We start from the raw sequence: 15,946 nt of genomic DNA, 5'->3' as shown, positions 1-15,946 counted from the left end.
TCCACTGTTCAAGTCGAGCTAGGCCTGAACTTAGGTGACACCGAAGTTGGAGACTTAGGCACCTTAGAATACAACACAGGCTCCGGTTGGGTGACAGTGCCAAACGATGGTGTGGTGACCGTGCCGGCAGGGCAAACTGAGTTTGATGTGCGCATCGCTGCCATTGATGATGCTGTTTATGAAGGCCCAGAAGATTTCAGTGTGACGGTGACTGGCATTGGGGCGGTGCAAGGCAGCGATACGGGTACGGCAACGATAGTGGATGATGGTACGGGTCCGGGTCCCGATCCGGATGATGACCGTCCAAGCGTGACTATTTCAGATGCTGGCACCATCAATGAGGGTGAGACAGCCAACTTCAAAGTGACGCTGTCGAATGCCTCCGAGTCCACTGTTCAAGTCGAGCTAGGCCTGAACTTAGGTGACACCGAAGTTGGAGACTTAGGCACCTTAGAATACAACACAGGCTCCGGTTGGGTTGCAGTGCCAAACGATGGCGTGGTAACGGTGCCAGCTGGGCAAACCGAATTTGATGTGCGCATTGCTTCCATTGATGACGCCGTTTATGAAGGCCCAGAAGATTTCAGTGTCACGGTGACCGGCATTGGCGCAGTACAAGGCAGCGATACCGGTACGGCAACGATTATTGATAATGATGCTCCTCCTTCTATTTCAAATGTTGTGAATGCAGTTGTTTCGGAAGAAGGTTTAGCTAATGGTATCCCTGATAATACAGGATCACCTTCAGACACCACTAACTCCGCAAGTTTCTCAGGAACATTCACAGTTGCCGATCCAGACACGGCGAATGTTTCAGTGGTATTGGCAGGCCCTAACAACCTAACATCAGGAGGGGAGCCTATATCGTGGACGTGGGACAACAGTACTCAAACGCTGACTGCGAAAACTGCTCACCTGAGCGTTGTTGCTACTGTTGTGCTGAGCGAGCCTTCAGCTTCAGGTCAAGGCTCTTGGGACTATACTATTACTCTGTTTGAGCCACTTGATCATCCTGTTAATGATGTGGAAGACATCATCAACTTTGATTTACAGATTTCTGTAAGTGATGGACAAACAACAACATCTCAAAGCTTAAATGTGGCCGTTGAAGATGATTGCCCATACGTGCCTGTTGTTGTTCAACCCGTCGATGTGTCGCTTACTGGTGCACCTAACGTTCTGACAGGGCGCATAGATTTTGCAGGAAGTGAGGCAGACGCAACCAGTCGAACATTTGGGGATGTTGTTGTGACTGCAAACGGTTTTGTGTCTGACGAATCTGTGATGCTGGGAACAGCTGAAATCAATCAATCATCAGAAGGGATTGGCGTTAAAAGTTCTGGTAACAACGGCTTCCAATTAGAAAACGAAGTCGATTATCGATTCGCGGGTAATGAGGGTGTATCAGAGCAGTTAATCATAGACTTAGGCAATAAAGTTGCTTACGGAGCAGAAATAGAATTTGAGAAAATGTTTGGTGGTGAACTTGAGAAAGGAATCGCATCTTTTTATAGAGATGGTGTATTAATTGCTCAGCAATCGTTCAGCTCTGACGCAAGCAGTGGTGATTACGCGGCAAATTTCAATGTTCAACAGGGAGGCTTTGATAAAATCATCCTCGAGGCGACCAGTAATGGCAATGGCCCGGATACTGAAGACAACAGTGACTTTACCGTTAAATCAATAACCTTTACAGGTGCGTACTCTGGCGTGCCAATTGCTAGTGCGGATGGGAACCTCGGTGCTGTATATGGAGCTGATGGCCCTGGTTCTATAGTCTTAAATGGAGGTGAGGCTGGTTTAGAGACTCTAGATGGTAAAGACGTGTTGATATACGTCGATCCACAAAACTCTAATAGACTGATTGCAGAGGCTGATGGAGAGCTTGCATTCGAAGTTCAACTTACACCTAGCACTGGAAAATGGGAGTTCTTCCAATACTTGCCTTTGACCTCACCTTATGGCGATGGGGATATCGATTTTAACTACACGATTACTGATAATGATGGAGACAGTAAAACGGGGTACTTTTCTGTCAACCCTTACGCCCCACCAATCGTAGAAGGTGTAACTCTAAACGTTTCTGAGGAAGGCTTAAGCAACGCCATTGCTGATGACTCTGCTCTAAACGGCTTTGATGACACAACTGACTCGAGTACTGATGTAGAACAATTGACGCTGGGTCAAACCGTTGATTCTGTTACGCTCAGTGAACCATCTACAGCTCTTACTAGTAACGGTATCTCTGTAACGTGGACGTTATCAAATAACGACCAAATGCTTATCGGTTCAGCGAACGGTGAAGAGGTTATCAAAATATCAGTCAATGATACTGGAGTGGTATCTACGGAGCTTCTTGGTCCGATTGATCACTCCAACCCATCTGGAGAAGACACCTTAAATATTGAGGTGCCTGTGCTTGTCTCGAATGCTCGTGGTCTTACTAACTCCACAACGGTCAACGTTATTGTGGAAGATGACTCACCAGATTCTGCATCTATTATTCACGATGTAGTTGCAGAAACTAAAGAAAGTGCCAACGTTCAGCTCATAATGGATGTCTCGGGTTCTATGCGAACGGATAATCGCTTGCAGATAATGAAAGATTCGGCAACTCAGTTATTGAATCAATATGAGTCTATCGGTCAAACGCGAGTTCAAATTATTACTTATAGCAGTACAGCATCCACTTACGCTATAGGTGCTGCGACGTGGCTGACGGTCGAGGAGGCCAAAGCGTATATTGAGACGCTAACTGCGGGTGGCGCGACTAACTATAACAACGCGCTAAATGAAGCAAAACAGTCATGGGATGATGTAGGTAAGTTAACCAGTGCGTCGAATGTTAGTTACTTCTTGTCAGATGGTCAGCCAAACCCTGCGTCATCATTTATAAACGACGCTCGCGAGCAGAGTTGGATTGATCACCTAACCGATCCTGATAATCAGATAACAGCCCTAGCGTATGGTATGGGCGTTAATCTTATGCCGGAGCAATTAGATCGCGTAGCATATGATGGCTTTTTGAATCAAGACCTTGATGGTGTTGTGGTTCCTGACGTAACTCAATTACCTCCGGTTATGTTGCAGTCAGTGATTCAACCTGTTGGGGGGAACTTGATGTATACCACTTCTCCAGATACAGGTATTGGTGCAGATGGTGGTTATATTAGCGAAATAGAACATGACGGTGTCACTTATTCGTTTGATGGTACAGACCTAATAGTAACTGACACTAACGATGGTATTTCGCATGCATTTGACGACACAACGATGCTGCTTACTATCTATATCGACAGCAAACATACTCTGGAAATCGACCTAAACGATGGTGCGTATGCATTTTATGGTGCGGTGGGTGATACAGTTGAAACGTTAGACTTCGATTATGTATTGACGGATAACGATGGCGATCAAAGTGAGAATACCCTGCAATTCGTTATTGATGAAAACGGAGGAGTAAATGCTTCAAGTAATGGCTCTGCAAATATTATTGAAGCTGAAGTAGACGTAAGTCATGACATCTTGATCGGTAATGATAACGAGGCAGATGTCTTTAAATGGGTCAACGACTCCTTGGATACAGGAACAGATCTAATTAGAGGTTTTGAGAGAGATTTGGACACCTTAGATCTGAGTGAAGTCGTTGAAGATGCAGGGCACAATACGATAGAAGAACTTCTTAATAGTATTGACTTGAACATTGATGGCGATGACTTATCTCTAGAAATAACCCATAACGATGGAAACTCAATTCAAACTATCGTAATAGAAAACGGGGCGACAGAGTTTAGTGATTTAATCGTGGGAAATGCGGACTTTGAGAGAGATGTGTTATCCGCACTAACTAAGGTTAACTTAGAGCCATAATGAAAAGGGCCAGTAGGCCCTTTTCTTCTGCTTTGTCTTACTTATTCGTAGCCTAAAGCACTTTACATGCAAAACCTTTTAAGTAGAAGCCTTCTGGATATGCTGTATCGGTTGGGTGGTCAGCGGCTTGCTCAAAACGCTCCACAAACTTTACTTGGCGGTTAGCGTCTACGGCTGCATCAGCGATGATTTTCTGGAACAGAACTTGATCCATCAAGCCAGAGCACGAGTAGGTCAGTAGAGTGCCGCCCGGTTTTAGAATTTGCATTGCTAGCATGTTGATGTCTTTGTAACCACGACATGCGCCGTTTAGTTGTGCTTTGCTCTCTGCGAACTTCGGTGGGTCCATAATAACCACATCGAACTGAGTTCCTTGATCACGATACTCACGAAGCAGCTTAAACACGTCTGCATTTAGGAACACGGCACGCTTCTTCGAAATATCAAAATCGTTTAGCTCTGCGTTGAATTTTGCGGTATCTAAAGCAGGTTGCGACACGTCAGCGTTAATCACACGCTTTGCATCACCTTTTAGAGCGTAAAGTCCGAAGCCACCTGTGTAAGAGAAGCAGTTAAGAACTTCTTTGCCTTTCATATATTTCATCGCTTGCTGGCGACTATCACGTTGATCTAGGTAGAAACCTGTTTTGTGTCCGCCAACGATATCTACACTAATCTTTACGCCATTTTCTTCGATGACGACCGATTTAGGTGGCTCTTCGCCGTGCAAGACGCCCGTGATCTCTTTTAAACCTTCTTTTTTACGAACGGCCACGTCAGAGCGCTCGTACACATTACAATCAGGGAAGCACTCAACCAGAGCGTCAACAATAGCCTGCTTATTGTGTTCTGCGCCAGCACTGAGAAGTTGGCACACAAAGAAATTTTGGTAACGGTCGATCGTAACGCCTGGTAAGCCGTCAGACTCTGCTGCGATAAGGCGATAACCCGTAAGGCCATCACGTTCGATAATGTCTTCACGAAGAAGTTGTGCGTCTTTAAGTCGTTTAACGAAAAACGCGGTGTCGATTTCTTCTTTATCAAAACTCCAAATACGAGCACGAATTTGCGAAGCTGGCGAATATGCCGCCTTAGCTAGCCATTTACCGTCGTGAGTGAATACATCAACCGTTTCGCCAAGAGCAGGTTCGCCCTCAACTTTGTTGATGCCTCGAGAGAAGATCCAAGGGTGCTTGCGCTTGACCGATTTCTCACGACCTTTAACCAAATAGATAGCAGCTGTCATTTCATTAGCTCTTGTTGAATTTTGAAAGGGGCGTATTGTCCGGGATGTGAATGGTAAAAGCAATATCCCTCGGCAATCCAGTACATTGTAGTGACTTTTAAATACAAAAAAGGTCACTAAAGTGACCCTTTTATTTGAATTTGCTGTAACAGATTCCGTTGCTATGCTTTAAGTCCAGTCAGTAGCGACTCCATTGTGTCGCTTTGCTTACGCAGTTGATCAACGTTTTGTGAAGTCGTGCTTATCATATTGCACACGTTATCTGCTTGAACTCGAATTTCTTCAACGCTTGAGGCGATATTGTCCGCGACTACACCTTGCTCTTCAGCTGCTGTTGCAATTTGAATGCTACTGTCGGAGATAGTTTGATTTTTATCTGCCAAAGAGCCGATTTCGTGATTCACTTCCGTCATGAGGTTTTGTCCCTCATTTGCATTATTAACTGTCACTTCCATCAGCTTAGTAAGCGACTGGCTGTTACGCTGTAACGATTCAATCATCGTTTGGATTTCAACTGTCGCTTGCTGAGTGCGTCCCGCAAGAGCGCGAACCTCATCCGCAACGACCGCAAATCCACGACCTTGTTCTCCAGCACGTGCTGCTTCAATGGCTGCGTTCAATGCAAGTAGGTTAGTTTGCTCGGAAATCCCATTAATGGTTGTCACGACTTCATCAATTTGTGCGGCATTAGCATCTAACTCCGCTACTGCTTGAGACGCAGATTGAATCTCATTAGAGAGGTTCGAAATCGAGTGAAGCGTATTCTCAACTTTCACTTGTCCAGACTGAGCCACGTTACGTGCATCATCGGTTTGCGTGCTTGAATCGTGAGCTAGTGTCGCGACTTCTCGAATCGTTGATGCCATCTGTTCAGTTGCACTCGCAAGAGAGTTGAGGTGTTCCTGCTGAGTCGCTGAAATATCTGAACTGTGATGAATCGATTGATTCAGGTCTGAGCTAATTTGTTGCATTAACGCCACAGACTCTTGAATCGACAGCACCATTTGTTGCTCTCGTTCTGCAACTTTGTCTATCGTAATAGCAATTTCACTAAACTCGTCGCGAACAGGGAAGAAGTTCATTCTAGCAGTTAAGTCGCCACCAGCAAGAGTGTTTAATGCTTTGTTCATCGTGAACATCGCGCCGCCAATAAACGTCATGATGTAGTAAACACCAAGAGCGAGAATAAACAAGCTCACACAGATGATGCTCACTTGAGTCGTTGATAGGGCAGTCCATAAAGAAAGTTCATGGTTCGCAACCAAACTGTACGCACCATTTAAAACAGACACGGATTGCGGACCAGAGCCAATAGAAACGGTTTCTGAACCCGCTATGAGGCTTGCTACTTGAGATTGAGAAAGATTGCCTGCCTCTATCAGACCTTTCATAAGCATGAGCTCTTCTTGGTACATACTTGAGATCAGTGTATTAGCCGCGCTATTAAGGACGAGAGTGAGAATGACTAAAGCAAGAAGAGGGAGAACGAAGAGCAAATAGAACTTTTCTTGAATCTTTAAGTGAATGAGATACTTATCAATCCAGCGGAATGGAATTTCTTTCATAATTATAATAACCGTGCAAAAACCCACTATCCTTAGTGGGGTGAATAGACGAAAAGAATATATCACTCAGTAAAAAGAAGCGGTACAAAGATGAACGTAAAGTGTGAGAGATTTATAGTAAAAGGTCATGTTCAAGGCGTGGGCTTTCGTTACCATACTTCCCATCAAGGATTGAAGCTAGGGTTAACAGGTTATGCGAAGAACCTAAACAATGGCGATGTTGAAGTGATGGCGTGTGGAACAGACGCGCAAATAGTTGCGTTTTCGGAATGGTTACAAGAAGGACCGCGAACGGCAACAGTAGAGCATGTGATGCAGGAGCCTGCGTCGTATAAGCCGTTACGCGGTTTTAAAATTTTATGAATCTACAAGCATTTAGCTGGCTTTGGTAGGCCGGCTAATTTGGTTGCTTGTTTGGCTGGTCCCTTTTTAAACAGCTTGAATAGATACTTACTGTTACCTTTTTCTGGGCCGTGCGCTTTTTCCATCGCTTTCACAAGCATACGCACTGCAGGGGAGGTATTAAACTCTTCATAAAAGTCTCGCACAAAATGCACAACTTCCAAATGAGCATCCGTAAGCTCGATGTCTTCTTCTTTTGCTAAAAGCTCAATCATACCTTCTTCCCATTGAGTATGATCCAATAAGTAGCCTTGAGCATCCGTTTCAATTTCTTTGCCGTTGTAAACGAACATAACGTTTTATCCGTTAAGTAAACATGGATGTTTATAGATTAGCGACAGCCGAGAATGTTCTCAACAAAAGAATCTCGAAGTCGTATCGAGCGAAGCAAAAGCGTACAAAGTAGTGGCCTATAACTGAATACTCTTAAATTATATTTTAAGCATAAATTTGTTTTTTTATTCGTGTTGTTAGAAAATTTTCGGGGTTGATATCGGTGGTTTTGCATTGTTATGCAATTCGCTTGGTGTGATTGATTTGTCAGTTATATTTATTGTTTTAGATAGCTCGATCACAACGAATATAAACTAGTTTTAAATCAAAAGAATAAATTGAAAAAAATCGTTATGTTCACCCATGCTTAACAACAACACGGAGCAATTCAGGAGTGTATGGAGTGGTCGAATCTTTTCGTTTCCATTGGATGGGCGGTACTGCAAGCATGCTTTAGCATTTTCTCTTTTCTATGTCTGACGGGATTTGTAAAACATAATCCTATAAAACCGAAGTATGCTTGGTTGCAGTACATCTATGGGCCGTTACTTTTTTTGACTTGGGGAGTCATGTTAGTGACACCGATGATGTCGGCCTACATATTTTTTAGCGTAGCTGGTAAATCAGTAGTCTGGTTGCCCGCGCTCAAGATGTTCGGTTATTGGTGGGTTGCGTTTGGAGTATTTTGCTTCTTGTCATCAGTCGATGAGCGATTGCGAAGTCGCGGTTTGAATTAAGACAAGTTATACCCTGAAATCAGTTTACAAACTGAGAGAGGTGATTATAAAGCGCTCATACAAGCGATATAGCGATTGTTTGAGAATTAATAGCTTAAACGTTGTGTTTGTTTTCATAGACCGATATTCTCATTGGATTAATGAAAGCCTGTATTCAGGTTAGAAACAACAATGATGACAAGGAGTTAGTCATGTCGAAACAACGTTACATTGAGATTAATGACAATGTAAAATCCACTTGGTCCATCGAGCGAATTTGGCAACTAGCAGAATCCTTACCTGTAGAAGAAATTGCGATTGATGATATAAAAGGCCCAAATGAAGTGACTTGGTTTAGTCATGAAGGGCCACGGCCAACCTGCCGTGAAATTGCAAAACATTGCCAACGAATCAACAATGCTGATTTGTCGTATCCGGTAATCTTAACCAGTGACTATCGTGTTTTTGACGGTATGCACCGAATCGCCAAGCAAATCATGTTAGGAGAGGAAACGATCAAAGTGAGACGCTTTAGAGAAAATCCAGAAGCTGACGAAGTTATCGAGTTGTCAGTAGAGCAGGCGTAATACACTGAATTGCACACAAAGAAAAAGCCCGAAGGAATTACCTTCGGGCTTTTTTATTCTACTTAACGAGAAACGATTAATCGTCGTTCATAATACCTAGAATGCTTAGTAGGCTGATGAAGATGTTGTAGATTGATACATACAAAGTTACTGTCGCAGAGATGTAGTTTGTTTCACCGCCACGAATAATGCTTTGTGTTGTCATCAGGATCGCCATAGTAGAGAAAATGATAAACAAGCTGCTCAACGCCAAGTGTAAGAGGGTTGATTGAATAAAGAAGCTTGCAATCATGCCCACAACCAGCACAACAAATAGTGATAGCATTAAGCCACCCATCATCGATAGGTCACGTTTCGTTGTTAGTGCGTATGCCGATGCTGCCATGAAAGATAGTGCCGTACCACCGAGTGCGGTTAATACGATATCGCCCATGCCTGCACCAATGTACATGTTTAGAATAGGGCCAACGGTGTAACCTAAGAAGCCAGTAAATAGGAACGTAAACACAAGGCCAAGACTGTTGTTACGGTTTTTCTCTGTTAAGAATAGTAGGCCGTAAAAACCAACCAGCATTAGGATGATACCTGGATGTGGAAGGTTAAATGCCATTGCAACGCCAGCAACGACTGCCGACCATAAAAGTGTCATTGAAAGTAGAGCGTAAGTATTACGCAATACTTTGTTCGTTTGTAGAGCACTTTCTTGAGTTGAAGTGCGGGTAAACATTGGACTGTTCATAATCTTCCTCGATAAGAGACTTTCTTTTAAGTACATTTATGGGATTGAAAGTTCAAAAAATCAAGCCCTAACCATACGTAACTTAGATAAAATAATAATAGAAATAAGATGTTATGTATTTGGCAACTTGTAACACAATATTACTGACTAGCATAGCTATATTGATTCTTACACAGATTTTTGAATTTAGTAACAAAAAGCACTGGCTTCATAGAAACCAGTGCTTTTTTATGTCGATTCGGCTAAATCTTAGTGGTGTAAGATTTGCGCTAGGAAATTTTGGGTCCTATCCGATTGAGGATTTTCGAAGAAATCAACAGGGTTGTTTTCTTCGATGATCTCTCCTGCGTCCATGAATATCACGCGATCGGCAACTTCTTTAGCAAAGCCCATTTCATGTGTCACACATAGCATAGTCATGCCTTCCTCGGCGAGTTCGACCATTACATCCAGTACTTCGCGAACCATTTCCGGGTCGAGTGCAGATGTTGGCTCATCAAAAAGCATGACTTTAGGGTTCATACACAAAGAGCGAGCAATCGCCACGCGTTGTTGCTGACCACCAGACAACTGACCGGGATACTTCTCCGCTTGGTCTGGAATTTTTACACGTTCCAGATATTTCATTGCAACTGCTTCTGCCTCATCTTTTGGCATCTTCTTCACCCAGATAGGCGCGAGCGTACAGTTTTCCAGTACGGTTAAATGAGGGAAGAGATTAAAGTGTTGAAAGCACATGCCCACTTCTCGGCGTACTGCTTCAATGTTCTTTAAGTCTTCAGTTAATTCCGTGCCAGAGACGTAAATGCTGCCTGCTTGGTGCTCTTCAAGGCGGTTAATACAGCGAATCATCGTTGATTTTCCCGACCCAGATGGGCCACAGATAACGATTTTCTCGCCGCGCTTAACGTCGAGGTTAATATTTTTTAGTACGTGAAACTCACCATACCATTTATTCATGTCCTTCAATTGGATCATGTAATCTTGTTGTTGCGTCATAATACGTCCTTGATCTTGATGAGTTATCGTTTGTGACCGGTATGAAGTTTGTTTTCAAGCCATATCGAATAGCGTGACATGCCAAAACAAAATACCCAAAACACTAACGCGACAAATACATAACTTTCTGTAGCAAAGCCTAACCATTCAGGGTCGGTGTTTGCTGCTTGCCCTATACCGAGTACGTCAAACATACCAATGATGAGTACCAAACTGGTGTCTTTAAACAAACCGATGAAGGTGTTCACGATAGAAGGAATAGTAATCTTTAGCGCCTGTGGCAAGATAATCAGCCCAGTCTTTTTCCAGTAACTTAACCCAAGCGCATCAGCGGCTTCATATTGACCTTTCGGAATGGCTTGTAGACCACCGCGTACCACTTCTGCCATGTAAGCGGAGGCAAACATAACCACACCGATAAGGGCGCGAATCAGTTTATCTGTCTCTGAACCTTCAGACATAAATAATGGAAGCATAACCGAAGCCATGAACAAAACCGTAATCAGCGGAACGCCACGCCAAACTTCAATGTAGACGGTACAAATGCTGCGAATGATCGGCATCTCTGAACGTCTACCAAGCGCAAGCACCACACCAATTGGCAGTGAAACTACGATACCAATTAACGCAATAATGAGCGTAACGAGTAGTCCACCCCATTTGTGTGTATCGACCACTTCTAGTCCAAAGACACCACCGTATAAAAGTCCAGCGATGATGAATGGGTAGATGTTTACGAAGAAAAGCCAAATCCACATCCGTTTCGGTGTCTTCTCATACGCGAGTAAAACAGTAAATATGGCTAATGTGATATAGAACAGGCGAGGGCGCCATAGTTCGGACTCTGGATAAAAACCATACATGAACTGCTCCCAGCGCACGCTGATAAATACCCAGCAAGCACCATCTCGGCTACAGTCGTCACGCGTTGAGCCAATCCAGTCTGCGTTAATAAACGCCCAATCCACGATATACCATATTGCAGTTACGACAATATACGCAAGAATGACAGTAACAATGGAATTGATAGGGCCATTAAATAGATTTTTCCGCATCCAACCAACGAAGCCTACAGTATTGGCGGGTGGTGGGAGATCCGGTTGAAATTGATGAGTACTCATATTATCTCTCCACCAGCGCGACTTTACGGTTATACAAGTTCATTAATGCAGACGTAATCAGACTTAATGTCAAGTACACGCCCATCGTCATCGCAATGATCTCTATCGCTTGTCCCGTTTGGTTCAGGGTAGTACCAGCAAACACAGAGACAAGATCTGGGTAACCAATCGCCATCGCTAACGATGAGTTTTTGGTGAGGTTGAGATATTGACTGGTTAAAGGTGGAATAATAATTCGTAACGCTTGAGGAATGACAACAAGCTTTAAAGTTTTCGAGCGTGGTAAGCCTAGCGACATCGCTGCTTCGGTTTGACCATGGCTAACCGCATTAATACCAGAGCGAACAATCTCAGCAATGAAAGAAGCTGTATAAACACTTAATGCCAAAAGTAGCGCAGCCAATTCAGGAATAATGCTAATACCACCTCGGAAGTTAAACCCTTTTAGTTCAGGGTAATTCAGTGAAATTGGCATACCAGCAAGGAAGTACACAACCAATGGAAGGCCAACAACTAAACCCAAAACTATTCTTCCCATTGGGGTTTGTTGCCCAGTGAGACGTTGCTTATTATTCGCCCATACATTAATTAATAAGCTTGCGATTACCCCGAAGATTAACGCGGCAATAACGTAGCTACTGCCAGGTTCCATAGTCGGTGCAGGGAAATATAAGCCACGAACGTTCAGGAAAATAGCTTCACCAAGACTTAAGCTTTGGCGTGGTGAGGGTAATGCTTGAAGAACAGCGAAATACCAGAAGAATATTTGCAGAAGAAGGGGGATATTTCGGAAAGTTTCGATATAAACTGCCGCTAAACGACTAACTAACCAGTTAGAAGAAAGGCGGGCAACCCCCATGGTAAAGCCAATCACAGTAGCCAGAATAATACCTAATACAGAGACTAACGCCGTATTAAGAAGGCCGATGATAAATGTTCTACCGTAAGAGTACGTTTCATCGTATTCAATTAATGTTAACCCAATACCAAACCCGGCTTCTTGATTCAGAAAACCGAAGCCCGTTGCAATACCACGAGCATCTAAGTTATTGAGAGCGTTGTTTACAATCGTGTAAAAGAAAAATACCAGTGCAGCAATGGCAATGATCTGGAAAATAGCAGAACGAAAGGCAGGATTATAAATCAGGCTCTTGCTTCCGCTTGGTTTGGACATCGTACTTGGCGATGCATCTTGTGTCGGTTTCATACAGCGATAACCTCAAACCTTAGTTATAGATATCGGCCTGTATAACGAAGTTTCGTCCTTGCTGGCTAAAGAATAACGCTCTCATGTCTAGCGGCTTACGAACCTTTAAAGCCGTTCCACAAAGCGAGCGCTTTTCGCCATCCAATGAGCGATCCTTACTCATACAGTGAGATATAATCAAGAAAAAGGGCGGCATGCACCGCCCTGATTAACTCTTTCTATCGGATTGGTGGCGCGTACATAAAGCCGCCTGCATTCCATAGCGCATTAACGCCACGAGAGATTTCTAACGGCGAACCAGTACCGACTGTACGTTCGAAGCTTTCACCATAATTACCAACTTGTTTGATAACTTGGTAGCCCCAATCGTCGCGGATACCCAAACCTTTGCCTTTAGGGCCATCAACACCGAGGATACGCTTGATGTTTGGATCTGTTGACTTCAGCATTTCATCCGCATTCTTCGAACTAATACCGTATTCTTCAGCGTTAATCATCGCAAACAATGTCCACTTAGCGATGTTAAACCATTGATCATCGCCTTGACGAACGACTGGACCTAGTGGCTCTTTAGAGATGATTTCTGGAAGAACGGCCGCAGAGGACGGATCTTTCAAATTCAAACGTAGTGCATAAAGGCCAGATTGGTCAGTTGTTAATACGTCACAGCGTCCCGCATCAAAACCTTTCGAAGTTTGCGCCGCTGTGTCGAATACCACTGGTTTGTACGCCATGCCTTGGTTGCGGAAATAATCTGCAAGGTTTAGCTCGGTTGTTGTACCTGATTGAACACATACCGACGCACCATCAAGCTCTTTAGCACTTGAGATACCAAGTTCCTTCTTCACCATAAAACCTTGACCATCGTAGTAGTTCACACCTACGAAGTTTAGGCCCAGTGCAGTGTCACGGTGGAGAGTCCAGGTCGTGTTACGGGAAAGCACATCAATCTCACCAGATTGAAGCGCAGTGAAACGTTCTTTTGCGGTTAGGGGTACATATTTAACTTTCGTTTTATCCCCAAGAACGGCTGCAGCCAGTGCTTGGCAATATTCTACGTCGATACCTTCCCATTCGCCTTTTGAGTTAGGGTTAGAGAAACCAGGTAGACCGGTACTTACGCCACAAGTAAGAAAGCCTTGTTTTGTGACTTTGTCCAGAGTAGTGTCTGCTGCTTGAGCTGATGTTGCCATCATCGCAGTAGAAGCCGCTACGACGGAAGCAAGAACTGTGAGTTTATTTGCCATTTGTATCCTTCCTGTATGATCCATGTTTAATCAGGAGTGACCTGAAATAACGTGTCCAATTCGTTAGAGTTATCGTCCTACGTGATTGATTTTCGAAGAAACGGCATTCGATAGATCAACCAGTTATAAGCGTAGGAAAGGATCTGTTAATTCTCAAATATATAATTTAAATGAAGTTTTGAGAGAACTTACAAAGTGCCTTGAGATTTAGAATGACGAAATGTTAATTGTTTGTAAATAGTGCAATTCATGGACAATTTGGTGCATCAGAACAATCAATAGAAGAGTGAACAATACAAAAGAATAAAAAGTTGTTATCAAAACTGTCATTAGCTGAGCAAGGTGAAGTTCAGTAAAAATTCAAACAAAAATTATTTGTGATACCGAAACAGGGTGATGAGCTTGCCCCATTTTTGGTAGCATGGTCTACAACAGCTAATTAGAGTAATCATGGATTGAAATGCGATATTTTCCTCTGTTCTTAGATTTAATTGATAAACCCGTTCTCGTCGTGGGTGGCGGTGAGGTGGCAAGCCGAAAGGTGGAAGCGTTGCTAAAGGCTGGGGCGGATGTGACTATCGTTTCTCCGACGTTGGTTGATTTTCTGTCTAAGCTTGCTTCTGAGCATCAACTGCGCTGGGTACAACGTTTCTATTCGAGTGACATTGTCACTAAAAGCTTTGTTCAAGTGTGGGCGACGACAGACAATCCTGAGCTAAATCACCAAGTGTACAAAGATGCCAAAGAGCTAGGCATCTTGGTTAACGTTGTGGATGATAAGCCTTATTGTGATTTCATCACGCCGTCTATGATTAATCGTGGCCGCATCCAAATCGCTATCTCTAGTGGTGGAGCTTCGCCAGTTTTAATTCGAAACATCCGTGAAAAACTTGAATCGATACTGCCACAAAACTTGGGGTTGATGGCGGATTTTGCTAACTCAAAGCGAAACTCAATTAAAGAGGCGCTGCCTAGTGTCGATTTACGCCGCAAGTTTTGGGAGCAATTCTTCTCGAATCCAGAGGTGGAAAACGCGCGAGATAATCGTGAGTTAGAAGCAATTTACCAAGCGACCATGGCAACACCTTTAGATGAAAAGGGAAGTTGTACTTGGGTTCATGTTGGGAAAGATGTTGAGATGTTGCCAATAAAAGCCGTACGCTATATGCAACAAGCGGAGCTGGCTCTGTACTCAACTCGATGTGAAGCGAATGTGTTAGAACTAATACGAAGAGATGCAGAAAGAGAAGATTTCTCGAGCGCAGCTGAGCTTTCGGATATGCTGGCCAAGGCTAAAGCTGAAAAGCTTCGAATTTGCGTGTTCATACCACAAGGAACGAGCGAATTCGTATTGCTGCAAGGGCAGGACTTAGTTATCTAGCAATGCCAAATGCTAAAGTGGATACGTAGTTCGTTACACTAAAGCCAATAAAAAACGCCAGCGGATTATGCGCTGGCGTTTTTTATTTACTTCTCAGATTGATTAATCACGGAAGTTGTTAAACTGGAATGGGATACCCATCTCTGCTTCACGAATCGCTGCCATTGTCGCTTGCAGGTCGTCGCGTTTCTTACCGGTAACACGTACTTTGTCGCCTTGAATAGAAGCTTGTACTTTTAACTTTGCGTCTTTGATAAGTTTCACTACTTTTTTCGCCGTTGGAGTATCAATACCTTGGCGGAAAAGCAGAGTTTGGTGCCAGTTTTTACCAGTAACGTCTGGGTCTTGTGCATCCATTGCGTTCGCGTCAATGTTACGCTTCGCTAAGTGGCCGCGTAAAATGTCGCGCATTTGCTTAAGTTGGAAGTCACCTTCCGCAGACATTTTTACGTTTTCTTCTACTAGCTCAAAGCTCGCATTTACGTTGCGGAAATCGAAACGAGTAGACAATTCACGGTTAGCATTATCAACGGCGTTACGTAGTTCAACCGTATCGATTTCAGAAACAATATCAAACGATGGCATGAAGATTC

13 protein-coding genes are annotated in these 15,946 nt (G+C 43.6%); 4 read left to right on the top strand and 9 right to left on the bottom strand.

Annotated features, from left to right (window positions below; genetic code table 11):
- On the top strand, nt 1-3,870 hold a 3,870-nt coding region (locus tag R7093_RS17205), incomplete at its 5' end, for a VWA domain-containing protein (protein WP_318146756.1).
- Nucleotides 3,871-3,922: 52 nt separating this feature from the next.
- Here R7093_RS17205 and R7093_RS17200 read toward each other — a convergent pair.
- Together R7093_RS17200 and R7093_RS17195 are read right to left on the bottom strand one after the other, a co-directional pair.
- A complete protein-coding gene (locus tag R7093_RS17200) occupies nt 3,923-5,116 on the bottom strand; it encodes a class I SAM-dependent methyltransferase (protein ID WP_047102342.1) in 1,194 nt (397 codons plus the stop codon).
- A 161-nt stretch (nt 5,117-5,277) separates the two neighbouring features.
- On the bottom strand, nt 5,278-6,681 hold the full coding sequence (locus R7093_RS17195; RefSeq protein ID WP_033905337.1) for a methyl-accepting chemotaxis protein: 1,404 nt from the start codon (nt 6,679-6,681) through the stop codon (nt 5,278-5,280).
- 90 nt (nt 6,682-6,771) lie between these two features.
- On the opposite strand from R7093_RS17195, the gene yccX reads away from it, so the two are divergent.
- Nucleotides 6,772-7,044 carry an acylphosphatase gene (gene yccX / locus R7093_RS17190; protein WP_017634611.1) on the top strand — a complete coding sequence of 91 codons (273 nt, stop codon included), beginning with the start codon at nt 6,772-6,774 and terminating at the stop codon, nt 7,042-7,044.
- Nucleotides 7,045-7,046: 2 nt separating this feature from the next.
- Here the strand turns inward: yccX and R7093_RS17185 are convergent, their stop codons facing one another.
- On the bottom strand, nt 7,047-7,376 hold the full coding sequence (locus R7093_RS17185) for a TusE/DsrC/DsvC family sulfur relay protein (protein ID WP_005377396.1): 330 nt from the start codon (nt 7,374-7,376) through the stop codon (nt 7,047-7,049).
- Between the two features lie 908 nt (nt 7,377-8,284).
- Here R7093_RS17185 and R7093_RS17180 point away from each other — a divergent pair.
- A complete protein-coding gene (locus tag R7093_RS17180) occupies nt 8,285-8,659 on the top strand; it encodes a chromosome partitioning protein ParB (RefSeq protein WP_047102337.1) in 375 nt (124 codons plus the stop codon).
- Between the two features lie 76 nt (nt 8,660-8,735).
- Here R7093_RS17180 and R7093_RS17175 read toward each other — a convergent pair whose 3' ends face one another.
- From R7093_RS17175 to R7093_RS17155, 5 genes are all read right to left on the bottom strand, one after another.
- Complete coding sequence (locus tag R7093_RS17175) at nt 8,736-9,398, bottom strand: Bax inhibitor-1/YccA family protein (RefSeq protein ID WP_025766607.1); 663 nt, start codon at nt 9,396-9,398, stop codon at nt 8,736-8,738.
- Nucleotides 9,399-9,647: 249 nt separating this feature from the next.
- Nucleotides 9,648-10,397 carry an amino acid ABC transporter ATP-binding protein gene (locus R7093_RS17170; protein ID WP_005377400.1) on the bottom strand — a complete coding sequence of 250 codons (750 nt, stop codon included), beginning with the start codon at nt 10,395-10,397 and terminating at the stop codon, nt 9,648-9,650.
- A gap of 23 nt (nt 10,398-10,420) precedes the next feature.
- Entirely contained in the window at nt 10,421-11,518 is a 1,098-nt protein-coding gene (locus tag R7093_RS17165) for an amino acid ABC transporter permease (RefSeq protein WP_318146755.1), read from the bottom strand.
- 1 nt (nt 11,519) lies between these two features.
- Complete coding sequence (locus tag R7093_RS17160) at nt 11,520-12,725, bottom strand: amino acid ABC transporter permease (protein ID WP_005377402.1); 1,206 nt, start codon at nt 12,723-12,725, stop codon at nt 11,520-11,522.
- Between the two features lie 218 nt (nt 12,726-12,943).
- On the bottom strand, nt 12,944-13,972 hold the full coding sequence (locus R7093_RS17155; RefSeq protein WP_047102335.1) for an amino acid ABC transporter substrate-binding protein: 1,029 nt from the start codon (nt 13,970-13,972) through the stop codon (nt 12,944-12,946).
- A gap of 460 nt (nt 13,973-14,432) precedes the next feature.
- Here R7093_RS17155 and R7093_RS17150 point away from each other — a divergent pair, with 460 nt between their 5' ends.
- Nucleotides 14,433-15,353: a bifunctional precorrin-2 dehydrogenase/sirohydrochlorin ferrochelatase gene (locus R7093_RS17150; RefSeq protein ID WP_206970814.1), complete on the top strand. Its 921-nt coding sequence runs from the start codon at nt 14,433-14,435 to the stop codon at nt 15,351-15,353.
- Nucleotides 15,354-15,455: 102 nt separating this feature from the next.
- Here R7093_RS17150 and R7093_RS17145 read toward each other — a convergent pair whose 3' ends face one another.
- The gene (locus R7093_RS17145; protein ID WP_005377415.1) at nt 15,456-15,938 is read right to left on the bottom strand and encodes a YajQ family cyclic di-GMP-binding protein; all 483 of its coding nucleotides are present in this window, start codon (nt 15,936-15,938) and stop codon (nt 15,456-15,458) included.
- Nucleotides 15,939-15,946: the final 8 nt, after the last annotated feature.

It is taken from the genome of Vibrio sp. 1580 (assembly GCF_033340055.1).
This window is presented reverse-complemented; position numbering and strand designations above follow the sequence as displayed.